Here is a 21,806-nt window from a genome sequence, read left to right on the forward strand (position 1 = left end):
TATTTGGATTGAATATTATGAGCATCATCGAAAACCACCAAACCAATGGCGAGCCGTTTTCAGACAATGCCAAGCTGCGTGCGCGCAATGTTCAGGTGTTTTATGGCGAGAAGCAGGCTATTTACGATGTGAACCTGGATATCGGTTCTAACGAAGTGATTGCCCTGATTGGTCCGTCCGGTTGTGGTAAATCCACCTTCCTGCGTTGCTTAAACCGCATGAACGACACCATTGATATCTGTAATATCAAAGGTGAAATCCTGCTCGACGGTGAAAACATTTATGATCCGAAAGTGGATGTTGTCCCTCTGCGTGCCCGTGTCGGTATGGTGTTCCAGAAGCCGAACCCGTTCCCGAAATCCATTTACGACAACATCGCTTATGGCCCACGTATTCATGGCCTGGCATCGTCTCGTGTTGACCTGGATGAGATCGTTGAAAAAAGCCTGCAACGTGCGGGTTTATGGAATGAAGTGAAAGATCGTCTGCATGCACCAGGTACTGGCCTGTCGGGTGGTCAGCAGCAGCGTCTGTGTATTGCCCGTACCATTGCGGTCGACCCGGAAGTGATTCTGATGGATGAACCTTGTTCTGCACTGGATCCGATTGCAACTGCTAAAATTGAAGAGTTGATTGATGAATTGCGTGAAAACTACACCATCGCGATTGTGACTCACTCGATGCAGCAGGCTGCGCGTGTATCTCAGCGCACCGCCTATTTCCATATGGGCCAGCTGATTGAAGTGAATCCGACCGATCAGGTATTCACCACGCCTCAGCACTCATTAACAGAAGCTTATATCACCGGCCGCTTCGGATAAGGCCAGCGCCTTCAACATAAGGAAAGTCCTATGGAAATGAATTTTAACCAACACATTTCCGGTCAGTTTAACGCTGATCTGGAAGCCATTCGTAACCATATGATGGGCATGGGTGGTCTGGTTGAGCGTCAGGTAGCGAATGCCATTGATGCGATCTGTTCTGGCGACACCAGTCAGGCTGACGATATTATCCGCCGTGAAGAAGAAGTGGATAATATGGAAATTAACATCGACCAGGAATGTACTCAGATTCTGGTACGTCGCCAGCCCGCAGCATCCGATTTGCGTATGGTACTGGCCGTTTCTCGTGTGGTGCGCGACCTGGAGCGCATCGGTGATGAAGCCTGTAAAATTGCTATTCATGCCTTAGAAGTGGCCGATAAAGGCCGTTCTGAGATTTGTCAGCAGGCCATGCGTTACATGGGCGCAGAAGTGACCAAAATGATCGCCGGAGCACTGGATGCTTTCGCCCGTCATGATGTGGATGGTGCGATTGAGGTAGTGCGTAACGATAAGCTGGTGGATAACCAGTATGCGGCGGCATTACGCGAGCTGATGACTTATATGATGGAAGATCCACGTTCAATTTCTCAGGCAATTAATATCCTGTGGATTTTGCGTGCCATCGAACGTATTGGCGACCATGCCCGTAATATCTCTGAGCAGGTGATTTATCTGGTCAGTGGCGCGGATGTGCGACACAGCTCGTTAACCGAGATTGAAGAGCAGGCTGAGCAAGCGACCAAAGACTAACGTTCTTTGCTCTGAGCGAAAGACAAAAACGGCTGTGTTGTGATGCAACACGGCCGTTTTTTAGGTCTCCAGAAAACAACTTCGGTATTGTTTGCTAGGCTGCCATTAGCAATAACGAAGTGATAATGCCAGCAAATCCCCAGTTATTGTTCGTATTTGGTCATGTTAATGAAATCTTAATGTCATCTTTTTGAAATATATTTGATGGATGTAACAAAGATGTAACATTGCTGAAATAAATTTGTCACCAGTTCGGCAGACAGTGAAAGCGGCGGCAAACGCAGTCACTCATTGTTGCCAGATGCTTTGATAACTTTGGATTTTTAACGATGAAAAAAACTGCTTTATTCCTTGCTCTGACTGCTCCTGCTCTGGCACAAGCCGAGAAAGTTGAAATTGATATGCCTGACTTCTACGGCAAAGCGAACGTATCTGTTCAGAATGCAACTGAAGGCGGTAATAGCTTCAGCGAAGTGAAATCAAACGCTTCTCGCATTGGTTTTAAAGGCAAAGGTGAACTGGGCCATGGTCTGACAGCTATTTACCAGGTTGAGTATCAGTACAATGCTGATGGTGATAACGATGAGACCTTTGAAGGTGAAACTGAAACTGGTTTGGAAGTAGAAGTAGAAGGCTCTGAAACCTTTTCCCAACGTAACACCTATGCTGGTTTAGACAGCGATTATGGTCAGGTAATCATTGGTCGTTTCGATACGCCACTGAAAAAGCTGCAAAAGAAAGTTGACCTGTTTAACGACTTAGAAGGTGACATCAAAACTGTCATCACCAGCAGCGATAATCGTGAAGAAAACAGCGTTCAGTACACGTCGCCTAAGTTTGCTGGCCTGCAGTTAAAAGTAGATCAAATTGCTTCTGAAGATCGTTCAAGTGATCGTAAAGACGCGGTTTCTACCAGCCTGACTTATACCCGTGGTGATTATTACTTCGGTGTGGCTTACGACGATAAAGTTGAAGGCAATGATACCGACGTTCTGCGTGCCGTGACTCAGGTGAACATCGCGGGTGCTCAACTGGGTGCCCTGTGGGAACAACAAGACGAAGACGGTGAAAAAACTGAAGGTTGGTTACTGTCTGCATCTTACAAGCTGGGTGCGGTTAAATTAAAAGCTCAGCACGGTGAATCTGAAATCCGTGATGAAGACGGTGCGCGCACCACTTCTGTTGGCGCAGACTACAAGCTGGGTAAAGGCGCAAAAGCGTTTGTTTATTACACCGCGAACAACTACAAAGACTCTGACAACACGGACTACGCTGGTGTTGGTATTGAGTACAAGTTCTAAGGTTATTTAATAGCCTGAACGCAAAACCGCTTAGTTTCTCCGGCTAGGCGGTTTTTTATACCTGTTATTTATTGTTGTTATACAGCAATAGTTTGGTGATCTGTCCTGTATATATCAACAAAAGATGATGGTCTACACTGCTTGCAAATGATGAAAACCAGCAGGAGAAAAAAGATGAAACCATTAGTTGTTATTACCGGCGCCAGCTCTGGCATTGGCGAAGCGATTGCTCAGCGTCTGAGTGCTGCTGGCCATCCGCTGTTATTGCTGGCACGTCGTGTTGAGCGTTTAGCCGCACTGGATCTGCCGAACACCTTGTGTGAAAAAGTTGATGTTACCGATAAAGCATCGTTTGAAGCAGCGATTGTCAAAGCTGAAGCACAATTTGGCCCGGCCGACCTGTTAGTAAACAATGCCGGTGTTATGTTACTGAGCCAGTTAGACGTTCAGGATCCACAAGAGTGGAAGACCATGTTTGACGTGAACGTGATTGGCCTGATGAACGGTATGCAAGCGGTACTGGCACCGATGAAAGCGCGTAAAAGTGGTACCATTGTTAACATCAGCTCAGTCGCTGGTCGTAAGACCTTCCCGGATCACGCGGCTTATTGCGGTACTAAATTCGCGGTTCATGCCATCTCTGAAAATGTGCGTGAAGAAGTGGCTGCTGATGACGTTCGTGTGGTTACTATTGCCCCGGGTGCGGTTGAAACTGAGCTGCTGTCACACACCAGTTCGGATGAAATCATCGACGGTTATCAGTCGTGGAAAGACAGCATGGGTGGTGTATTAGCGTCTGATGATGTGGCTCGGGCGGTTGAGTTTGCTTACCAGCAGCCACAAAGTGTGTGTGTGCGTGAGATTGTTCTGGCTCCAACTCGCCAGCAGCCTTAATTGCAACACGAAGGGTGAATACTTTTACAGCTGAGCGAATTGTTGTTGGATAAATTCGATAAAAGCTGTCAGCCGCACCGGCTGGTATTTATCTTTGTGATAAATGGCGTAGAAGGGAACCAGCGGAATTTCCCAGTCGCTGAATACCGGGATTAACAAGCCTTGTTGTATTTCCCGGTGGCAGTACATGCTGGGTACCCGGATCACGCCATTGCCATCACAAGCAGCGCGAATCAGCGCCCGGCCGTTTTTGCATTGCAAGCGGCCATCCACATGCACGTCACTGGTTTGTTGTTTCTGGTGTTTCTGCTGAAACTTCCAGTGTTTGACCGACCCGGTTAAGCAGGGAATGGTATTCAGTTGCCGTGGATGATCCAGCTTGGGATGCTGGCTCAGAAACTCCGGACTGGCTAGCGTATCCATTTTTAAGTCGGTGAGTTTTTTACCGACAAACCCGGCATCCTGTAACTCGCCCATACGAAAGGCGATATCAAATTCATCCTGAATTAAATCAATCCGGTGACTGGAAAAATCCAGCTCAATATCAACTTTATCGTGTTGTTGCATAAAGGCACTGGCCATCGAAGCGACCAGGTCTTCACCTATTGGCCCGCCAACACTGTTAATCCGAATGAGGCCCTGAATTTCTCGGGTATTATCCACCGCGGCCAGAGCGGCTTGCTCCAGTTGTTGTAATGCCGTTTGTGCCTGTTGATAAAACTGCTTGCCGGCATCGGTTAATTTCAGCGAGCGGGTGGTGCGGATCATCAGGCTGACGCCGAGCTGTTTCTCTAACGCGCTAAGCTGGCGTGATACGTGGGAACGTGACACATCCAGCACCTCTGCCGCACGTGTAAAGCTACCTTGTTCGGCGATTAAAACAAAAGTGCGGACATCAGCGAGGTTCAGATGATTTAGCATAAGCTGCCTATGGCGTTGCTATAGCAGCAACTCTCTTAATTGCTGCTGTTCAGTGGCGGTGAAAAAATCAGCCGAGTAATAACGAATAAACCGCTCAATGGAAAAGTTAAACTTTTCTTTAAACTTGTGACCGCGATACCACTGATAATACGTCACGCCGGTATCAATCCAGGCCAGATTATCGTCCGCGTCTACCAGAACATTGTCTAAATGGAAGTCTGAAAAAACAACTCGCTGATCTCTGAGTGTTTTTAATCCGGCAATAATCTGCTGAAGAATTACGGCGCGTTTATCTGCTTGTTGTTTGTCGTCAAGCTGTTGATTGTTCAGCTGTTGATCGATAAAGAGGGGCTTGGCTTCGGCAAAACCAGCGCGGTGCAGGTTTTCCATCAGGTAATAACCCAGAAAAGGCCGTCCGATTAAGGCACTGAATCCATTTCCGGTTTCCAATATATTCGGCACCCGAAAGCCCAGATTCCGGAGTAAATAATTACCGTCCACTTCTTTATGCAAACGGCTATGACGCCATAACATTTTAACCCGATCATGCCATTTGCGTGGTTTGATCAGTTTCACAATGACATCCGGGTTTTGCGCTACACCAACCAGTGATGGTTTGTGGTCAACTAAAATAGTCTTGAGTGCGCGCTCATCGCTATTGGCACCGTGCGATGAGAAAACCAGGAAGGTTTGTGATAGCTGTTGCTCCGGAAGTTCAATATGACGAACCGCGACCATATGGGTTACACCATGGTTTCTTTAATAAATTGGAACAGCTTCTTATAGCCTGCCCCTGGTTTCGGTGATTCACCGCTCATTTCTTTACTGGCATTACGCACCAGGTTGCGTAAGTGCTGACGGTCCACGGCCGGATATTCATCGATAAAGGCATTCATGGCTTTTGCATCTTTAATCAGGCGTTCACGCCACTTTTCTAACTGCCCGACACGGCGTCCAAACGCTTCGCTGGAGGGGTCGAGTAAATCCACCTGGTGCTGAACCAATTCTACATCTTCATCACGCATGAGCTTGCCGATGTACTGAAGATGGCGACGCTTAGCTTCATTGTGTTTCAGACGTTTGCTTTCGGCCAGTGCGTCCAATAACACCTCTTTGATGGTGAGGGTCTGCCACTGGCTGGCATTCAGTTCAGTCAGACGTTTGCCTAACTCCTGCAGGCGATCCATCTCGCGTTTCATTTCTGTTTTACTGACGATTTCGTATTCGATTTCTTCTTCGTCGAAAGAATCTTTTTTTCTACTCATGATCATGTCCGGAAATCGGCCTGCAACGGGTCAGGTCGATAATAAAAGTTACAGATAAAAAATGGTCGCGAGACCGAGGAATGATAAAAAGCCAACCACGTCGGTGACCGTGGTGAGGACAACAGAGCCAGCCAGAGCCGGATCAATGCCGCGGGCTTTTAAAATCAGTGGTAAAGCCGCGCCACTGATGGCGGCGACAAATAAATTAATAATAATTGCAGCGCCAATGATGCCGGCAATAATGGGGTCGTTAAACCAGAGCAGCGTAATCAGGGCAATCACTGCGGCCCAAAGCACGCCATTAATGCCGGCCACAATCAGTTCCCGGTTAAATAACCAGCGGAAGTTAGCGCCACTTAAATGGCCCAGTGCCTGGCCGCGAATCACCAGTGTTAATACCTGGCTACCGGCAATGCCTCCCATACTGGCAACAATTGGCATCAGCACTGCCAGTGCTACTACCTGTTCAATGGTTTTGTCGAATAAACCAATCACGGCCGAGGCAATAAAGGCAGTAATTAAGTTTATGCCTAACCACAACGCCCGACGCTTACTGGTTTTTAATGCCGGGGCAAAGGTATCTTCTTCTTCGTCTAAACCGGCCATGCTCATTAATGAATGGTCGGCGGTTTCACGAATCACATCAACTACGTCATCAATGGTGATCCGCCCCAGCAGAACCCCATTGGCATCAACAACCGGAGCAGAAACTAAGTCGTGGCGCTCAAACACTTTTGCGACTTCGGTTTCGTGCTGGTCAGCCTGAATAATGCGGCTGTCGGTATTCATCACCTCACGCACGGTTTGTTGTGGATCGCTGACCAGCAGTTTGTTGATGGGTAACACTCCAATAAACTCGTTCTGACGGTTAACAACCAACAGGTTATCGGTCATTTCCGGCAGGGTTTTATGGCGACGCAGGTAGCGCAGCGTGGCTTCCAGGGTAATATCCGGACGAATGGTGACGGTGTCGGTGTTCATCAGACCACCGGCGCTGTCCTCGGGATATTCCAGAATGGCTTCCAGCTCATCCCGGTCTTCCTGATCCATGACACTCAGAACTTCCTGAGTTACTCGCTCAGGCAGTTGCTGCAGAATATCGGCAACATCATCGGCATCGAGGTCGGCAGTCACGTCCGCAACTTCGGCGGCGCTCATATCACTCAGAAAATGACTTTGCAGCTCGTCACTTAAATGCTGGAGAACTTCACCTTCGGAGTCTTTGTCGACCAGTTCCCAGAGAATTTTCCGTGCTTTTGGAGTTGAACCTTCAATCAGGTGGGCAATGTCTACCGCCGCCATGCCATTCAGCATTCGGCGGACTTTGGTTAATGAGCCACTTTCCAGCGCTGCGGTGAGGCTGTGAAGTTTTGCTTTGGCCTTTTCCGTTTGCTGCGCCATGACTGAACTCTGAGCGGGTGAATAAGAGGGTCGAGAGATATAATGAATTCTAGCCTGAATGGCGGAATGAGGCCATGAAAGTGCTTGTAAAAAACACTGTAGTTGGCTGATTTATGGGAGAAATTAACGGATGAAGATGTGAACAGGATTGTTTTCATAGCAGCGACAGGATGTCGCGGTAGCATAGCAGGCACAGGGATGTGCCTTCTATGCGGCGGCTGAAAATAATCCTGATTACATCGTATTTGAAGGGAGTAGGTTATTCATCTTCATCAAAGCGGCGATTAATTAAATCAACCAAGGCTTCAATGGCCGCTTCTGCATCGGCTCCGTCAGCGTGTAACTCAATGTCGGTGCCTTTGCTGGCCGCCAACATCATCACCGCCATAATACTTTTGCCATCCACCAGGCGATCTTTATAGCCGACTTTAATCTGACTGGAAAAAGCTGAAGCGGTTGACACCAGTTTGGCTGCCGCACGAGCATGCAGCCCCAGCTTGTTGATGATGGTGATTTCCTGGCAAATCATTCCGTGGTCTCTGAGTTACACCGGTTAAATTAAAAGGATTATTCGACTATCGCTTGTTCGCGATGGCGAACCTGAACATTAGCGAACTGATCGCGGAATTGTCCAGCTAATTGCTCGGCCATAAATACTGAGCGATGTTGTCCGCCGGTACAACCAATGGCAATGGTCATATAACTGCGATTGGCTTCTATAAAGGACGGCAGCCAGTTGTCGACAAACTGAGCGATATCCCGCTGCATGCGACCCACTTCTTCTTTACTGCTGAGGAAATCCTGAATTTCTTTATCACGGCCGGTGAACTGGCGTAATGCCGGGTCCCAATAGGGGTTGGGCAGATTACGGACATCAAATACGTAGTCTGCGTCTTTCGGGATGCCGTATTTAAAGCCAAAAGACTTAAACAGGATGGCAATGTCGCTGCCTTCTTTTTCAGCAACACGTTTTTTAATCAGGAAGCGTAACTCGTGGACTGACATGCTGGTGGTATCCAGTGTCAGGTCGGCAATATTAGCAATTGGTTCCAGTAGTTGCCGTTCCTGGTCAATCGCTTCGGACAGGGAGGTAGCGTCATTAGTCAGTGGGTGTTTGCGACGGGTAGCACTGAAGCGTTGTAATAACACATCATCACCGGCATCCAGATAAATGACTTCCAGTTTGTATTCGTGGTGAGGCAGGTTGTGCAGGGTGTTCTGAATCTGCTCGAAGGTGTGTGCCAGGTTGCGGGCATCAACACTGACGGCCACTTTTTTTAATCGCTCTTCGTTGTGCGTTTCCAGTACCAGGTCGTCAAGCAAGCCAATAGGCAGGTTGTCAATGCAATAAAAACCGCAATCTTCCAGTACATGTAATGCACTGGATTTACCTGAGCCAGACCGGCCACTGATTACCACAAGACGCATAAAACGTTCCTTGAAATGAGGAGACAATTCAGATCGGCACATAACCAAATAGTTCAGTACCGAATAGTTCAGTTATAGCAGGGTTTTGTGACTATTTGTGACGTGTGCTCACAATTTGTCCGGAAATTTTATTGGGCGCTTAAAGCGCGTTTATAAAACTGACAAGTATCCGGGGCATTCCTCAACGCTTCGCGGAAGGCCGGCTCACTGAAATTGCGGGCTAACATCGATAATATTTGCAGGTGCTCATCAGTCGCTTCTTCGGGCACCAGCAAGGCAAACACCAGGTCGACCGGTTGACGATCAATTGCGTCATAGTCGATCGGTTGTTGCAGCCGTAACAGCACGCCAAAGGCCTGGGTGCATTCTTTTAAACGGCAGTGCGGGATTGCAATGCCTTCACCGATTCCGGTACTGCCAAGACGCTCGCGTCCTAACAAACGCTCAAAAATATCGTCGGCGGTACTGCCAGCCAGCTGTGATGAGATTTTTTCTCCCAGGTATTCCAGCAGCTTTTTTTTGCTGGAAACCGGAACATCAATTTCACTCTGCTCGGCGCTTAAGATATCGGTGATGGCGGTGCTCATGATAAAACCTGAATCAGTGACCGTGCTTACGTGCAACCAGTTTTTCTTTGTGTTTCAGAACCTGACGATCCAGTTTATCAATCATGGCGTCGATGGCGGCATACATATCATCGCTGTCGGCACTGGCATTCAGATCCGCACCACTGACGTGAATGGTGGCTTCAGCGTGGTGGCGTTCGTCTTTTTCTACTGTCAGAGTGACCTGAGCGGTGGTAATGTTGTCAAAATGACGGGTGATTTTGCCCATCTTTTCCTCAACATGGCCCTGCATGGCTTCAGTGATCTCAACATGATGGCCACTTACATTAATCTGCATAGTCAGACTCCTTCTTGTTTTGTCTGAGGTTAGATTGCGCTGACTTAAATCAGCTGCTTGCGTTCATTTGACGGCGGTATTTGCATCGCTTCGCGGTATTTAGCCACAGTACGGCGAGCTACCTTAATACCCTTTTCGCCCAATATGGCGGCAATTTTATTGTCGCTTAATGGTTTGCGTTGGTTTTCTTCGGCGATCAGTTTTTTGATCATGGCACGAATGGCTGTCGAAGAACACTCACCACCGGAGTCGGTGCTGACATGGCTGGAGAAGAAATATTTCAGCTCAAAAATACCACGCGGTGTGTGCATGTACTTTTGTGTGGTCACCCGGGAAATGGTGGATTCATGCATGCCAACGGCTTCGGCAATGTCATGTAACACCAGAGGTTTCATTTTTTCTTCGCCTTCTTCGAAGAACTCAATCTGGTATTCAACAATTTTTGTAGCAACTTTCAGCAAGGTATCGTTACGACTCTGCAGGCTTTTAATAAACCAGCGGGCTTCCTGCAGGTGATCCTTGATAAAGGTATTGTCAGCACTGTTATCTGAACGTTTAACCAAGGAGGCATAGCCTTCATTGACGCGCAGTTTCGGCGCAATATCCGGGTTGAGTTCTACCCGCCATTCATCGCGAATGTTGCGAACGATAACGTCTGGAACTACGTATTCCGCCTGATCCGGAGAAATACCGGCTCCCGGTTTCGGGTTGAGTTCTTTTACCAGGCGCAGAACCGCTTTCAGGCTCTCTTCTTTGAGTTTGGTTTTACGCATCAGGGTTGGGTAGTCTTTACTGCCCAACATATCAATGTAATCACCAATCACCATCTGGGCTTCTTTTAGCCAAGGTGTGTCAGTGGGCAGCTGAGCCAATTGCAGCAGCAGGCATTCCCGTAAGTCACGGCAAAATACTCCGGCCGGGTCAAATTGCTGTAAGCGGCGTAACACCACTTTCACTTCATCTTCTTCGACTTCCAGTTCTGGATCCATGCTTTCCAGAATATCTTCAATGCTGGTGTGCAGATAACCATCACTGTCGACACCGTCAATAAACATCAACGCCATCTCGCGATCGGTATCCGACATTGGCGTCAGGTTCAGCTGCCACAACAGGTGATCCTGTAAGTCATCGGTCGTCGCATGGCGGGAGTCATAATCAAGATCGTCATCAATCGGACCAGACCCTGAAGCAACGCCTGCAGTAGGCTGGTAAGTGTCATCCCAGTTACTATCGACCGGCAGTTCATCAGGAAGTTGCTCATTAGAGAGGTGATCGCCCACTTCCTGATTATCCGGAGAATGAGATTCGTCTAATGTGTGCTCGGGTGCCGCGTTATCCTGATCAGCCGCAGTGGCGGTGTATTCTTTGTCGTCGTGGGAATCGCTGCTCTGATCGTTGTTGGTACCATCAGAGCTTTCGTTTGCGGATGGGGCAAAGTCTTCAGCGCCATGCTCTTCACTTTCCAGCATGGGGTTGGAATCCAGCGCTTCCTGAATTTCCTGCTGCAGATCCAGTGTTGAGAGTTGCAGCAAGCGAATGGCCTGTTGTAACTGTGGGGTCATGGTCAGCTGCTGACCCATCTTTAACTGGAGAGATGCTTTCATAAACTGTTGATATTCACCTGAGGTGCGGAGCAATCATCTGGCCCGAATACTAAAAAATGAGCCAACCAATACTCAGCATTATAGGCAATGAGGCGAGACTTGGAATCCCTGTTTGCCCTGAGATGTCATAAAAATTGCTTTGCTTTTTTAACGTATTTGGCTTATGTCGTCGCAAGGCGAATCACAGGCGGAAGTCGTCTCCCAGATACACTTTACGGACTTGTTCATTCGCCAGCACCTCGTCGGCGCTGCCTTCCGCAATAATATGACCACCACCCACGATGTAGGCTTTTTCACAAATGGCCAGCGTTTCACGGACGTTATGGTCCGTAATTAACACGCCGATGCCGCGGTCTTTGAGTTGGCGAATAATATCCATGATGTCGGATACCGAAATTGGATCCACCCCTGCAAAAGGCTCGTCCAGCAGAATAAAGGACGGTTCCGCGGCTAAGGCCCGGGCAATTTCTACCCGGCGACGTTCGCCCCCGGATAGCGCCATACCTAAGCTGCTGCGGATGTGTTGAATATGGAATTCATCCAGCAGGCCTTCGAGACGTTCCAATCGTTGTTGTCGATTCAGGTCTTTGCGGGTTTCCAGAATTGCCATGATGTTATCGGCGACTGATAACTTACGGAAAATCGAGGCTTCCTGTGGTAAATAACCAATGCCTTGTTGTGCGCGGCCATGCATGGGCAGGTGGCTGATGTCCTGATCATCAATTTTGATGCGGCCTTTATCGGCCTGAACCAGATTAACGATCATGTAGAAGCAGGTGGTTTTACCGGCGCCATTCGGGCCCAATAAGCCAACAATCTGACCACTTTGTACCGACATGGATACGTCTTTAACCACTTCGCGGCCATTGTAGCTTTTGGCCAGGTGTTCAGCTTTTAAGGTTTTTTTCATGGTTGTTCTGCTGCATCCGCGGGTGTGGGCTCAGCTGATTTTTTTTCTGGCTGAATCACGACTTTAATTCGTTGTGGTTTTTCCGCTTCACCGGTCTGAGGGTCTACAACGTCCTCAGGTTCAGACGAGGACGCTAAAACGCGTTCATTGGTGATGTCGTAGGTGATTTTGTCACCGCTGAATTGGTTGCCTTCCTGATGCAGTTGGGCGTCACCCTGGATCTGAACTTCTTTACGGGTCGAAAAATAATCAATACGTTGCCCGGAAGCAGTGGTGAGCTGTTGCTCTGCCTGAATCTGCTGCTGATAGCGTGCTGGATTTCCTTCGGCAACGGCCTGCTCAACCACGTCACCGTTACGCAGAATCATCAAACGATCCGATTCAATCTTTAACGTGCCTTGTGTCAGTACGACGTTGCCTTTATAGATCACGACGCCGGCTTTACGATCCAGCTCGGCACTGTCGGATAGAATCACCATTTCCTGTTGTGCATCTTCCGGTAATGCATGGCTGCTGAGTGGTAGTGATCCGACAATAATCAGTAGGGTTGTTAGTAACCACTTATTCGGGAACATGATGAGTGCTGACCTCTGAGTGCAGTTCCATTCGCTGGGTTGTTAAGTCCAGACGCATGCCGGTTGCAGTAATTTCTGTTTGTGAATTCTGAATAGTAACCGGATCTTGTGTTTGTGCTACTTGCTGGTGAGTAAAGTAGTCTAAAGATTCGGTGTTAATGACAACATTGTTGCGTGCCTGACGGCTGGTTTTTAACGGTCGGATTTCGACGTTTCGGCGTAGACGCAGCAATTCATCCTGATCATTCATGGTGGCTTGTTGTGCTTCTACTTGCCAGTAGCTGCCATCTTCATCCTGAGTCTGAATGACCGGACCATCAAATATTGTATTCTGGGTGTTAGGAAAGTGAGTGGAGCGCTGAGCAGAAAAGTTTTGCTCCAGACTACCAACTTCATTAAAGCGACGACTGAACAAAACTTCGCCGTAATAATCCGGCTCCGCGGTCTGACTCTCTGACAGCGGTGCACTGGTTTCCTGGGTGTAGTTGTCCACTGCCAGCAGGGCGAATCCCAGCAGGATTGTCAGTACCAGCAGCAGATAACGTTTACGCATCGCGATAGTCCTATTTGGTCGGTGTCAGATGACACCGGCACGCAGCATATCGTGCATGGTCACCACACCCGCCACGGTATCGTCTTGCATCACAACCAGTGCATTAATCGATCCATCCTGCATTTGTTTCAGTGCTTCGGCAGCCAATAAGCCAGGCTCCGTGGTTTTACAGTTAGCCGTCATCACGTCAGAAATTTTAGCGCTGTGGATATCCACACCCTGATCAACAGCACGGCGTAAGTCGCCATCGGTGAAGATACCGTTCAGCTGACCTTTTTCCTGAATAGTCGTCATGCCCAAGCCTTTGGAGGTAACGACCAGTAAAGCTTCCGACATGGATGTGTCCGGCGTGACGGTCGGGATTTGTTCGCCAGCATGCATGATGTCTTCAACTTTTAACAACAAGCGACGACCCAGACTGCCACCGGGGTGGGAGAAGGCAAAATCTTCGGCAGTGAAGCCGCGTGCTTCTAATAAGGCAATGGCCAGTGCATCCCCCATCACTAATGCGGTGGTGGTGGATGACGTTGGTGCCAGATCCAGCGGGCAGGCTTCTTGTTCCACTCCGGTATTCAAATGAGCGTCCGCTGCACGAGCCAGGGACGAATCCGGGTTGCCAGTCATGCTGATCAGTTTACTGCCCAGGCGCTTAAACAATGGCAGCAGGCTAGTAACTTCACCACTTTCACCGGAGTTGGATAATGCAATCACCACATCACTTGACTGGATCATGCCCATGTCGCCATGGCTGGCTTCACCCGGGTGAACAAAAAATGCAGGAGTACCCGTGCTGGCTAAAGTGGCAGCAATTTTATTACCGATATGGCCGGATTTTCCCATGCCAGTTACGACGACGCGTCCTTGACAGTTCAGGATTAACTGACAAGCAGTAACAAATGCGTCGTCAATACGGGGTTTCAGGTCAATAACGGCTTGTTGTTCAAGTTCAATGGTGCGCTGACCAGATTGGATAAAATCGAATTCGTTATTCATCATTAGTGGGTTGTCATAAGAAATAAAGTAACAAGGTAACCGACATAGCTGGCGCTTAATAAAACGCCGGAAGAACGGCCCAGAGTGCCTTTACGATAACTGATTAAAAACAGAATCAATAGCGCAAAGGTTAACGCCATCATTACGCTGTAATCACGATACAGTGCTAATGGCTCAACGGCGGTGGTTGCTATCAGTCCGGGAATTGGCATCACGGCTAACAGGTTAAACATGTTTGAGCCAATCACATTGCCAATGGCAATGTCGTGATGGCCTTTTAATGCGCTGGCAACCGACGCAGCCAGTTCTGGCAGACTGGTGCCGATGGCTACGATGGTTAAACCAATCACCAGATCGCTGACACCAAACGCGCGGGCCACTTCGGTAGCGCCCCAAACCAGCATTTTTGAACTGAGCATCAAGGCGGCTAAGCCAACCACCAGCCAGAAAACAGCTGATTTCAAATCGGTGTTTTCAATCGCTTCAGCTTCTTCTTCATCAACAATGGGTTCGCCTGACTCAGCTGAGTCCTGAAACATCAGATATAAAGCGAAGACCAGCGCAGCAATCAGGATCGCCGCATCAATCCAGTTGAGTTCCAGATCTGCCAGAACCAGGCCACCAATAATGGAGATCAGCACCAGCAGTGGTATTTCTTTTTTCAGTAATTTTTTCTGTAACGGGATTGGGCTGACTAACGCCGTTACGCCCAGCACCAAAGCAATGTTGGTAATGTTAGAACCCAGTGCATTACCAATCGCGAGATTACCCGCGCCGTCGAGTGAGGCCATGGTCGAGACAAACATTTCCGGAGCTGAGGTGCCGATTGAAACAATGGTCAAACCAACCAGCAGGGGCGACATGCCTAATTTGCGGGCAGTGGCTGCTGCACCAATGACAAAGCGATCAGCACTCCAGACCAGTATGATCAGGCCAATCAGAATGGTGGCGTAAGGCAGCAGCATAAAATCAGAATTCCAGAGAGTGAATGCCAAACTAAAGGGCAATAAAAATACTAGCGAGGCATTGTACCCGAGGGGATTTGCTGCGCAATCGCAACAATGCGTTTTTTATACAGGCCGTGACGAATGACATTTGTCACGTTATGGTTCAGTTTCTATTCAGGCGGATGTGGGCACAATCATCCGCTATGCTGGATTAATCTGTTGAATAATTAAGGACTTTTCATGTCCATGAGCGAACCCTACGTTTCCATTCGTGGCATGAGTTTCAGCCGGGGAGAGCGGCTGATCTACGATAAAATGGATGTTGATTTCCCACGCGGCAAAGTCACCGCGATCATGGGTCCCAGTGGCACGGGCAAAACTACCTTGTTGCGCCTGATTGGTGGGCAGTTGCTGCCGGATGAAGGCCGTGTGGTGGTGGATGGTCACTCGATTCCTGAGTTATCACGTAAAGCGCTGTTCGATTTTCGCCGTAAAAACATGAGCATGTTGTTTCAGACCGGCGCTTTGTTTACCGATCTGAGTGTGTTCGATAACGTTGCCTTTCCGTTGCGGGTACATACCGATTTACCAGAATCCATGATTCGTGATTTGGTGTTAATGAAACTCGAAGCGGTTGGTCTGCGTGGCGCACATCAATTAAACCCGGCGGAATTGTCCGGAGGCATGGCTCGTCGGGTAGCGTTAGCCCGTGCGATTGCCATGGACCCGGAAATTATCATGTACGATGAGCCTTTTACCGGCCTGGATCCGATCTCCATGGGCATGATCGTGAAATTGATTCGCGGTTTGAATAAGGCGCTTGGACTGACCAGCTTGCTGGTGTCTCACGATATCGAAGAATCCTGCAATATCGCTGATTATTTGTGTGTGGTGTCCGGCGGAAAGGTGATTGGTTTTGGTACACCGGATGAATTATTAAATGAAGGGAATGATGAAGTGAAACAATTCCTGCGGGGCGATCCGGATGGTCCGGTGCCGTTTCATTATCCTGCACCGGATTACCAGCAAGAGCTGATGGCCTCGATAGGTAAAGGACGCTGATCATGAGTGTGTTGGATCGTTATTTAGCGTTGGGTCGTTATGGTGTGGAATCCATTCGTTCCCTTGGGCGCGCAACATTATTACTGTGGAACTCTATTACCTGGGGTGGCCCGGGCAGTGCTGGCTTCTCTGAGCTGATCACCCAGATTCACTCGGTTGGTGTGCGCTCGTTATCCATTATTCTGGTAGCCGGATTCTTTGTTGGCATGGTGCTGGGCTTACAGGGCTACACCATTCTATCGGATTTTGGTTCAGAAGCCGCATTAGGCACCATGGTTTCGCTGACGTTATTACGCGAGTTAGGTCCGGTCATGACGGCGCTGTTATTTGCCGGACGTGCTGGCTCGGCGTTGACCGCTGAAATTGGTTTGATGAAAGCCACCGAGCAGTTGTCAGCGATGGAAATGATGGGTGTTGATCCGCTTAAACGGGTGATCACGCCCCGTTTATGGGCTGGTTTGATTTCGATGCCAATTTTGGCCTTGTTGTTTAGTATCGTTGGTATCTGGGGCGGCGCGTTTGTTGCGGTCGATATGCTGGGTATTGATGAAGGTGCTTATTGGGGCAATATGCAGGCGTCTGTCGATTTTTATGAAGATGTGATCAAGGGTGTTATTAAGTCCGTTGCATTTGGCTTGGTGGTGACCTGGATTGCGGTATTTCAGGGTTATGATTCAGTGCCAACCTCAGAAGGCATTGGTAAAGCAACCACTCAGACTGTTGTAGTGTCGTCGCTGGCGGTACTGGGACTCGATTTTGTATTAACCGCCGTTATGTTGGGAGGCATTTAATCATGCGTATGCGTTTTATGGAGCTTACGGTGGGAACCTTTATGGTGATGGGAATCATCGCCATGATTCTGATGGCATTCCGGGTCAGTGGTTTGTCGGCACAAAGCAATGGCGATACTTATACCGTTAAGGCCCGGTTTGAAAACCTGGCTGGTTTAACCGAGCGCGCCAAAGTGTCGATGTCGGGCGTGACCATTGGCCGGGTGACCAATGTGTACCTGGATACCGAATGGTATTCGGCGGTGGTGGAAATGGAGATTTATAACTCTATGGATACGTTGACGCTGGATACATCGGCTGCCATTTTAACTGCAGGCTTGTTGGGCGAAAAATACATTGGCCTGACTGTGGGAGCGGAAGATGAATATCTGACCGACGGTGATTGGATTGAAGATACTCAGTCGGCCATTGTGCTGGAAGAGCTGATTGGTCGCTTCCTGTTTAATAAAGCAGAAGAAGGCTGATCAGTATGGCCGCTGCGGAATTACGAAACACCGATGCGAATCGCGCTCAGCTGTTGGGTGATTTACTCAATACCACCGTCGTTGCGGTGGTTGATGCGGGTAAACAACAAATTACTCAGGCCGACACCCGTTGGACGCTGGATATGTCAGGTGTTGAACGGGTTTCCAGTGCCGGTGTGGCTCTGATCTTAGAGTGGTTGCGAACTGCGCAACAGAACAATATCGAACTCAGAATTGAAAATCTGCCACCTCATATGAGGCCCATTCTTGAGATCAGTGATCTTGAGCCGTTATTTGAGCCGCTGTTGGCTTAACCTGCAACAACCATCGTCGATCAAATAGTGTGAAACAGAGCAGGCCGGACAGGCCTGCTTTTCTGGTGCAAATCCGCTATCATGGCGCTTTTGTCAAACTGAGTAGTGAAGCACCTATGACTCCGGCGGAAATCCTGCAAGTTCTGCAATCCGAAGCTCCAGAAGTAAACTGGTTTGTGGATGGTGATGGTTACAAATACGAAGTAGAAGGCGTTGGTGAGGTTTTTGATGGCCTCAATGCCGTTAAGCGCCAACAGTTTGTGTATAAAATTCTGAATCCTTATATTGCCGATGGCCGCGTTCATGCCGTGACCATTCGCGCACTGACTCCTGCTGAAAAAGCCGGAGCTTAATTCATGGACAGCTTACAGATTAAAGGCGGCAACCGCCTTGATGGTGAAGTCCGTATTTCCGGTGCAAAAAACTCGGCTCTGCCAATCATTGCTGCAACCTTGCTGGCGGATGGTGTGATGCACGTTGGCAATTTGCCGCACCTGCATGATATTACCACCATGCTCGAATTGCTTGGTTGTATGGGCGTTCAGGTCGCCATCAATGAAGATATGTCGGTGGAAACTGATATTTCGGAAATGAACAGCTGTGTCGCTCCTTACGATTTAGTGCGCACCATGCGTGCCTCCATTCTGGTATTAGGTCCTTTGTTGGCAAAACACGGCGAAGCGGAAGTGTCTCTGCCGGGTGGCTGTGCCATTGGCTCACGTCCGGTGGACTTGCACATTCGTGGTATGGAGGCCTTAGGTGCCGAAGTTGAAGTGCTGGATGGTTATATCAAAGCAAAAGCACCGGGTGGTCGTTTAAAAGGCGCGCACATTTTCTTCGATATGGTCACCGTGACGGGCACGGAAAACGTGTTGATGGCAGCGGTACTGGCTGAGGGTAAAACCACCATCGAAAATGCTGCTCGTGAACCAGAAGTTGTGGATCTCGCCAACTGCCTGGTGGCTATGGGCGCTAAAATCGATGGCATTGGCACGGATACGCTGGTGATCGAAGGGGTTGAGGCGTTGCAGGGCTGTCACTTTGATGTCCTGCCAGATCGAATTGAAACCGGAACCTATCTGGTTGCCGCTGCGGTCACTGGTGGCCGTGTTAAGTGCAAAGACACCGATCCGCTGTTGATGGAAGCCGTGTTACACAAGCTGGAAGAAGCCGGTGCCAAAATCACCACTGGTGAGGACTGGATTGAGCTGGACATGGAAGGCCGTCGTCCAAAAGCGGTGAACGTTAAAACCGCTCCGCACCCGGCATTCCCAACCGATATGCAGGCCCAGTTTGTGGTATTAAATGCCATTGCTGAAGGCACGGGCACCGTGATCGAAACCATCTTCGAGAACCGCTTTATGCACGTTAATGAATTAATGCGCATGGGTGCTGATATTCACGTCGAAGGTAATACCGCCATTATCACCGGTAAAGAAGGCTTATCGTCAGCGCCAGTGATGGCAACCGATTTACGTGCTTCGGCCTCACTGGTGATTGCTGCTCTGGTTGCTGAAGGTGCGACCGATGTGAACCGTATTTATCATATTGATCGCGGTTATGAATGCATTGAAGAAAAATTCCAGCAATTGGGCGCCAATATTCGTCGTGTACCTGGCGGCTCAAAATAAAGTCTGGGCTCCAGTTAAGTGTGAAATCGGGTTAAATCCGGAAACCCGTTAAAGATTAAGTCGAAAAAATTAGTTAAGAGTAAACACAATGACTCAACCGTTAACCATTGCCCTTTCAAAAGGCCGTATTTTAGATGACACCCTGCCGCTGTTAGCGGAGGCAGGCATTCATCCGGTTGAGGACATTAAAAAGAGTCGTAAGCTGATTTTTGATACCAATCACGATCATATTAAATTGATTGTACAGCGTGCGGTGGATGTGCCGACCTACGTTGAATATGGCGCTGCTGATCTGGGTATTGCCGGTAAAGACGTATTAATGGAATACGGCAGTGACAACCTGTGTGAGCCGCTGGATCTGAATATTGCGACTTGTCGATTAATGACGGCTGCAATCAAAGACGCTGAAATGCCACAAGGTCGCTTAAAAGTCGCAACCAAGTTTGTGAATGTGGCGAAGCGTTATTTCGCAGAGCAGGGCCGTCAGGTCGATATCATCAAACTGTATGGTGGTATGGAACTCGCGCCAATTATGAATCTGGCCGATATGATTGTGGATATCGTCGATACCGGCAACACACTGAAAGCCAACGGCCTGGAAGCGCGTGATTTAATTGCGCCAATCAGTTCTCGTCTGGTGGCCGGTCGTGCGGCGATGAAGGTTAAACACGCCCAGATTCAACCCATCATTGATCAGATGGCGGCCGCCGTTGAGCGCCAACGTAACGTCCAATAATTTCTGTTATTTCGCTCCCGCGGATTTTAATCGATAGAGCGGGAGCTGTTTTCTTAGGTAGGTACTGATGAGCATTGATATTCGTCGTTTAAGCTCGGCTCAAAGCGATTTTGCCGAGCAAATGGATGCACTGTTAGCCTGGGAAGCTGTGTCTGATCATCAGGTTCAGCAAATTGTCACCGACATTCTCGCCGACGTAAAAGCGCGTGGTGATGATGCAGTAGTTGAATATTCCAATCGGTTTGACCACCTGCATGCCACCTCAATTGCGGAGTTAGAACTGACTCAGGAACAGCTGCAACAGGCGCTGGATACTTTGCCGGATGAGCAGCGTACGGCGCTGTTAAAAGCGGCTGAGCGTGTGCGCATCTACCACGAAAAACAAAAGCAGGATTCCTGGCAGTACACCGAGTCTGACGGCACAATGCTGGGCCAGAAGGTTACACCGATGGATCGTGTTGGTATTTATGTCCCGGGCGGTAAAGCAGCGTATCCGTCATCAGTATTAATGAATGCATTACCGGCGCATGTGGCCGGTGTGCAGGAAATCATCATGGTGGTACCAACGCCGGGTGGTGAAGTAAACCAGCTGGTACTGGCAGCGGCAGCGGTTGCTGGCGTTACCCGGGTATTTACCGTGGGTGGTGCACAAGCGGTTGCGGCACTGGCGTATGGCACTCAAACCGTGCCTAAAGTCGATAAGATTGTTGGCCCGGGTAATATTTTTGTGGCGACGGCTAAGCGTCAGGTATTTGGTGCGGTAGGCATTGATATGATTGCTGGACCATCGGAAATTCTGGTGGTGTGTGATGGCAAGACCGATCCAGACTGGATTGCCATGGATTTATTCTCTCAAGCGGAACACGATGAAGATGCGCAATCCATTCTGATTTCTCCGGATGCTGATTTCCTGGATCAGGTGAAAGCCAGTATTGATAAATTACTGCCAGATATGCAGCGTGAAGAAATTATTCGTGCTTCGCTGTCTGGCCGTGCGGCGCTGGTGCACGTTGCTGATATGGATGAAGCGTTAGAAGTGACCAATCGTATTGCTCCGGAGCATTTAGAATTATCGGTGGAAGATCCACAAGCTTTATTGCCGCAAATTCGCCATGCTGGTGCGATTTTTATGGGTCGTCATACGTCGGAATCTCTGGGTGATTATTGCGCCGGGCCAAACCACGTCTTACCGACCTCTGGTACGGCGCGTTTTTCTTCGCCGTTAGGGGTGTACGATTTCCAGAAACGTTCCTCATTAATTATGTGTTCGCCGGATGGTGCGTCTGAGCTGGGTAAAGTGGCTTCTGTGCTGGCTCGTGGTGAGCACTTAGAGGCGCACGCGCGTTCGGCCGAGTATCGAATTAAAAAGTAGTATCGCATTAAAAAATAGTGCGAATTAAAAATTAGCACTGTATTAAAAAATAAGAGAGGTAATGCTTTTAAAAGCAGCAACAGGATGTTGCGCCTAACTCTTTTTAAAGATTGGGCGGCAGGGCCATGGATGGCCCTTCGGCGCGGCGGCTAAAAGTGTTACTTCTT

The 21,806-nt window shown here is 48.9% G+C and carries 26 protein-coding genes; 12 read left to right on the forward strand and 14 right to left on the reverse strand.

Going from position 1 to position 21,806, the window contains the following annotated elements; genetic code table 11:
• The first annotated feature begins 17 nt into the window (after positions 1-17).
• From pstB to KFF03_RS01515, 4 genes are all read left to right on the forward strand, one after another.
• Positions 18-821, forward strand: coding sequence for a phosphate ABC transporter ATP-binding protein PstB (pstB, locus tag KFF03_RS01500; RefSeq protein ID WP_255858511.1), 804 nt, complete (start codon positions 18-20; stop codon positions 819-821).
• A gap of 30 nt (positions 822-851) precedes the next feature.
• Entirely contained in the window at positions 852-1,574 is a 723-nt protein-coding gene (gene phoU / locus KFF03_RS01505) for a phosphate signaling complex protein PhoU (RefSeq protein WP_255858512.1), read from the forward strand.
• 329 nt (positions 1,575-1,903) lie between these two features.
• Entirely contained in the window at positions 1,904-2,875 is a 972-nt protein-coding gene (locus KFF03_RS01510) for a porin (protein WP_255858513.1), read from the forward strand.
• 174 nt (positions 2,876-3,049) lie between these two features.
• Positions 3,050-3,769 (forward strand): SDR family oxidoreductase, encoded by a 720-nt coding sequence (locus tag KFF03_RS01515; RefSeq protein WP_255858514.1) that lies wholly within the window; start codon positions 3,050-3,052, stop codon positions 3,767-3,769.
• A 24-nt stretch (positions 3,770-3,793) separates the two neighbouring features.
• Here the strand turns inward: KFF03_RS01515 and KFF03_RS01520 are convergent, their stop codons facing one another.
• The 14 genes from KFF03_RS01520 to KFF03_RS01585 form a co-directional block, all read right to left on the reverse strand.
• Complete coding sequence (locus KFF03_RS01520; RefSeq protein WP_255858515.1) at positions 3,794-4,690, reverse strand: LysR family transcriptional regulator; 897 nt, start codon at positions 4,688-4,690, stop codon at positions 3,794-3,796.
• Between the two features lie 18 nt (positions 4,691-4,708).
• Positions 4,709-5,428, reverse strand: a complete 720-nt coding sequence (locus KFF03_RS01525; RefSeq protein ID WP_255858516.1) for a hypothetical protein — start codon at positions 5,426-5,428, stop codon at positions 4,709-4,711.
• Positions 5,429-5,433: 5 nt separating this feature from the next.
• Positions 5,434-5,955, reverse strand: coding sequence for a ribosome biogenesis factor YjgA (yjgA, locus tag KFF03_RS01530; protein WP_255858517.1), 522 nt, complete (start codon positions 5,953-5,955; stop codon positions 5,434-5,436).
• Positions 5,956-6,003: 48 nt separating this feature from the next.
• On the reverse strand, positions 6,004-7,356 hold the full coding sequence (mgtE, locus tag KFF03_RS01535; RefSeq protein WP_255858518.1) for a magnesium transporter: 1,353 nt from the start codon (positions 7,354-7,356) through the stop codon (positions 6,004-6,006).
• Positions 7,357-7,615: 259 nt separating this feature from the next.
• A complete protein-coding gene (locus KFF03_RS01540) occupies positions 7,616-7,885 on the reverse strand; it encodes an HPr family phosphocarrier protein (RefSeq protein WP_255858519.1) in 270 nt (89 codons plus the stop codon).
• A 38-nt stretch (positions 7,886-7,923) separates the two neighbouring features.
• On the reverse strand, positions 7,924-8,784 hold the full coding sequence (gene rapZ / locus KFF03_RS01545; protein WP_255858520.1) for an RNase adapter RapZ: 861 nt from the start codon (positions 8,782-8,784) through the stop codon (positions 7,924-7,926).
• A 128-nt stretch (positions 8,785-8,912) separates the two neighbouring features.
• On the reverse strand, positions 8,913-9,371 hold the full coding sequence (ptsN, locus tag KFF03_RS01550; RefSeq protein ID WP_255858521.1) for a PTS IIA-like nitrogen regulatory protein PtsN: 459 nt from the start codon (positions 9,369-9,371) through the stop codon (positions 8,913-8,915).
• Positions 9,372-9,384: 13 nt separating this feature from the next.
• Positions 9,385-9,687, reverse strand: coding sequence for a ribosome hibernation-promoting factor, HPF/YfiA family (gene hpf, locus KFF03_RS01555; RefSeq protein ID WP_255858522.1), 303 nt, complete (start codon positions 9,685-9,687; stop codon positions 9,385-9,387).
• Between the two features lie 44 nt (positions 9,688-9,731).
• A complete protein-coding gene (locus KFF03_RS01560) occupies positions 9,732-11,291 on the reverse strand; it encodes an RNA polymerase factor sigma-54 (RefSeq protein ID WP_255858523.1) in 1,560 nt (519 codons plus the stop codon).
• 181 nt (positions 11,292-11,472) lie between these two features.
• Positions 11,473-12,201 carry an LPS export ABC transporter ATP-binding protein gene (gene lptB, locus KFF03_RS01565; RefSeq protein ID WP_255858524.1) on the reverse strand — a complete coding sequence of 243 codons (729 nt, stop codon included), beginning with the start codon at positions 12,199-12,201 and terminating at the stop codon, positions 11,473-11,475.
• Entirely contained in the window at positions 12,198-12,776 is a 579-nt protein-coding gene (gene lptA / locus KFF03_RS01570) for a lipopolysaccharide transport periplasmic protein LptA (protein ID WP_255858525.1), read from the reverse strand. Before lptA ends, lptB begins: the two co-directional genes overlap by 4 nt.
• Positions 12,763-13,329: an LPS export ABC transporter periplasmic protein LptC gene (lptC, locus tag KFF03_RS01575; protein ID WP_255858526.1), complete on the reverse strand. Its 567-nt coding sequence runs from the start codon at positions 13,327-13,329 to the stop codon at positions 12,763-12,765. Before lptC ends, lptA begins: the two co-directional genes overlap by 14 nt.
• A 24-nt stretch (positions 13,330-13,353) precedes the next feature.
• The gene (locus tag KFF03_RS01580) at positions 13,354-14,322 is read right to left on the reverse strand and encodes a KpsF/GutQ family sugar-phosphate isomerase (protein WP_255860812.1); all 969 of its coding nucleotides are present in this window, start codon (positions 14,320-14,322) and stop codon (positions 13,354-13,356) included.
• Positions 14,323-14,324: 2 nt separating this feature from the next.
• Positions 14,325-15,287 carry a calcium/sodium antiporter gene (locus KFF03_RS01585; RefSeq protein ID WP_255858527.1) on the reverse strand — a complete coding sequence of 321 codons (963 nt, stop codon included), beginning with the start codon at positions 15,285-15,287 and terminating at the stop codon, positions 14,325-14,327.
• Between the two features lie 222 nt (positions 15,288-15,509).
• Here KFF03_RS01585 and KFF03_RS01590 point away from each other — a divergent pair, with 222 nt between their 5' ends.
• The 8 genes from KFF03_RS01590 to hisD all read left to right on the forward strand — a co-directional run bounded on the left by KFF03_RS01590 (position 15,510) and on the right by hisD (position 21,639).
• Positions 15,510-16,331, forward strand: a complete 822-nt coding sequence (locus KFF03_RS01590) for an ATP-binding cassette domain-containing protein (protein WP_255858528.1) — start codon at positions 15,510-15,512, stop codon at positions 16,329-16,331.
• Positions 16,332-16,333: 2 nt separating this feature from the next.
• Complete coding sequence (gene mlaE / locus KFF03_RS01595; protein ID WP_255858529.1) at positions 16,334-17,122, forward strand: lipid asymmetry maintenance ABC transporter permease subunit MlaE; 789 nt, start codon at positions 16,334-16,336, stop codon at positions 17,120-17,122.
• Between the two features lie 2 nt (positions 17,123-17,124).
• Entirely contained in the window at positions 17,125-17,586 is a 462-nt protein-coding gene (mlaD, locus tag KFF03_RS01600) for an outer membrane lipid asymmetry maintenance protein MlaD (RefSeq protein ID WP_255858530.1), read from the forward strand.
• A gap of 5 nt (positions 17,587-17,591) precedes the next feature.
• Positions 17,592-17,900: a lipid asymmetry maintenance protein MlaB gene (locus KFF03_RS01605; RefSeq protein ID WP_255858531.1), complete on the forward strand. Its 309-nt coding sequence runs from the start codon at positions 17,592-17,594 to the stop codon at positions 17,898-17,900.
• 65 nt (positions 17,901-17,965) lie between these two features.
• Positions 17,966-18,253, forward strand: coding sequence for a BolA family protein (locus tag KFF03_RS01610; protein WP_304941517.1), 288 nt, complete (start codon positions 17,966-17,968; stop codon positions 18,251-18,253).
• A gap of 3 nt (positions 18,254-18,256) precedes the next feature.
• Positions 18,257-19,531 carry a UDP-N-acetylglucosamine 1-carboxyvinyltransferase gene (murA, locus tag KFF03_RS01615; RefSeq protein WP_255858532.1) on the forward strand — a complete coding sequence of 425 codons (1,275 nt, stop codon included), beginning with the start codon at positions 18,257-18,259 and terminating at the stop codon, positions 19,529-19,531.
• 88 nt (positions 19,532-19,619) lie between these two features.
• Positions 19,620-20,267 carry an ATP phosphoribosyltransferase gene (gene hisG / locus KFF03_RS01620; RefSeq protein ID WP_255858533.1) on the forward strand — a complete coding sequence of 216 codons (648 nt, stop codon included), beginning with the start codon at positions 19,620-19,622 and terminating at the stop codon, positions 20,265-20,267.
• A gap of 67 nt (positions 20,268-20,334) precedes the next feature.
• Complete coding sequence (gene hisD, locus KFF03_RS01625) at positions 20,335-21,639, forward strand: histidinol dehydrogenase (RefSeq protein ID WP_255858534.1); 1,305 nt, start codon at positions 20,335-20,337, stop codon at positions 21,637-21,639.
• Positions 21,640-21,806 lie beyond the last annotated feature (167 nt).

Origin of the sequence: Bacterioplanoides sp. SCSIO 12839 (assembly GCF_024397975.1) — a bacterium.
In the GTDB taxonomy this organism is placed as follows: domain Bacteria; phylum Pseudomonadota; class Gammaproteobacteria; order Pseudomonadales; family Oceanobacteraceae; genus Bacterioplanoides.

Coding starts and splice junctions, on each gene's coding strand:
- pstB (WP_255858511.1), top strand. CDS start 18: ATGAGCATCATCGAAAACCACCAAACCAATGGCGAGCCGTTTTCAGAC.
- phoU (WP_255858512.1), top strand. CDS start 852: ATGGAAATGAATTTTAACCAACACATTTCCGGTCAGTTTAACGCTGAT.
- KFF03_RS01510 (WP_255858513.1), top strand. CDS start 1,904: ATGAAAAAAACTGCTTTATTCCTTGCTCTGACTGCTCCTGCTCTGGCA.
- KFF03_RS01515 (WP_255858514.1), top strand. CDS start 3,050: ATGAAACCATTAGTTGTTATTACCGGCGCCAGCTCTGGCATTGGCGAA.
- KFF03_RS01520 (WP_255858515.1), bottom strand. CDS start 4,690: ATGCTAAATCATCTGAACCTCGCTGATGTCCGCACTTTTGTTTTAATC.
- KFF03_RS01525 (WP_255858516.1), bottom strand. CDS start 5,428: ATGGTCGCGGTTCGTCATATTGAACTTCCGGAGCAACAGCTATCACAA.
- yjgA (WP_255858517.1), bottom strand. CDS start 5,955: ATGAGTAGAAAAAAAGATTCTTTCGACGAAGAAGAAATCGAATACGAA.
- mgtE (WP_255858518.1), bottom strand. CDS start 7,356: ATGGCGCAGCAAACGGAAAAGGCCAAAGCAAAACTTCACAGCCTCACC.
- KFF03_RS01540 (WP_255858519.1), bottom strand. CDS start 7,885: ATGATTTGCCAGGAAATCACCATCATCAACAAGCTGGGGCTGCATGCT.
- rapZ (WP_255858520.1), bottom strand. CDS start 8,784: ATGCGTCTTGTGGTAATCAGTGGCCGGTCTGGCTCAGGTAAATCCAGT.
- ptsN (WP_255858521.1), bottom strand. CDS start 9,371: ATGAGCACCGCCATCACCGATATCTTAAGCGCCGAGCAGAGTGAAATT.
- hpf (WP_255858522.1), bottom strand. CDS start 9,687: ATGCAGATTAATGTAAGTGGCCATCATGTTGAGATCACTGAAGCCATG.
- KFF03_RS01560 (WP_255858523.1), bottom strand. CDS start 11,291: ATGAAAGCATCTCTCCAGTTAAAGATGGGTCAGCAGCTGACCATGACC.
- lptB (WP_255858524.1), bottom strand. CDS start 12,201: ATGAAAAAAACCTTAAAAGCTGAACACCTGGCCAAAAGCTACAATGGC.
- lptA (WP_255858525.1), bottom strand. CDS start 12,776: ATGTTCCCGAATAAGTGGTTACTAACAACCCTACTGATTATTGTCGGA.
- lptC (WP_255858526.1), bottom strand. CDS start 13,329: ATGCGTAAACGTTATCTGCTGCTGGTACTGACAATCCTGCTGGGATTC.
- KFF03_RS01580 (WP_255860812.1), bottom strand. CDS start 14,322: ATGAATAACGAATTCGATTTTATCCAATCTGGTCAGCGCACCATTGAA.
- KFF03_RS01585 (WP_255858527.1), bottom strand. CDS start 15,287: ATGCTGCTGCCTTACGCCACCATTCTGATTGGCCTGATCATACTGGTC.
- KFF03_RS01590 (WP_255858528.1), top strand. CDS start 15,510: ATGTCCATGAGCGAACCCTACGTTTCCATTCGTGGCATGAGTTTCAGC.
- mlaE (WP_255858529.1), top strand. CDS start 16,334: ATGAGTGTGTTGGATCGTTATTTAGCGTTGGGTCGTTATGGTGTGGAA.
- mlaD (WP_255858530.1), top strand. CDS start 17,125: ATGCGTATGCGTTTTATGGAGCTTACGGTGGGAACCTTTATGGTGATG.
- KFF03_RS01605 (WP_255858531.1), top strand. CDS start 17,592: ATGGCCGCTGCGGAATTACGAAACACCGATGCGAATCGCGCTCAGCTG.
- murA (WP_255858532.1), top strand. CDS start 18,257: ATGGACAGCTTACAGATTAAAGGCGGCAACCGCCTTGATGGTGAAGTC.
- hisG (WP_255858533.1), top strand. CDS start 19,620: ATGACTCAACCGTTAACCATTGCCCTTTCAAAAGGCCGTATTTTAGAT.
- hisD (WP_255858534.1), top strand. CDS start 20,335: ATGAGCATTGATATTCGTCGTTTAAGCTCGGCTCAAAGCGATTTTGCC.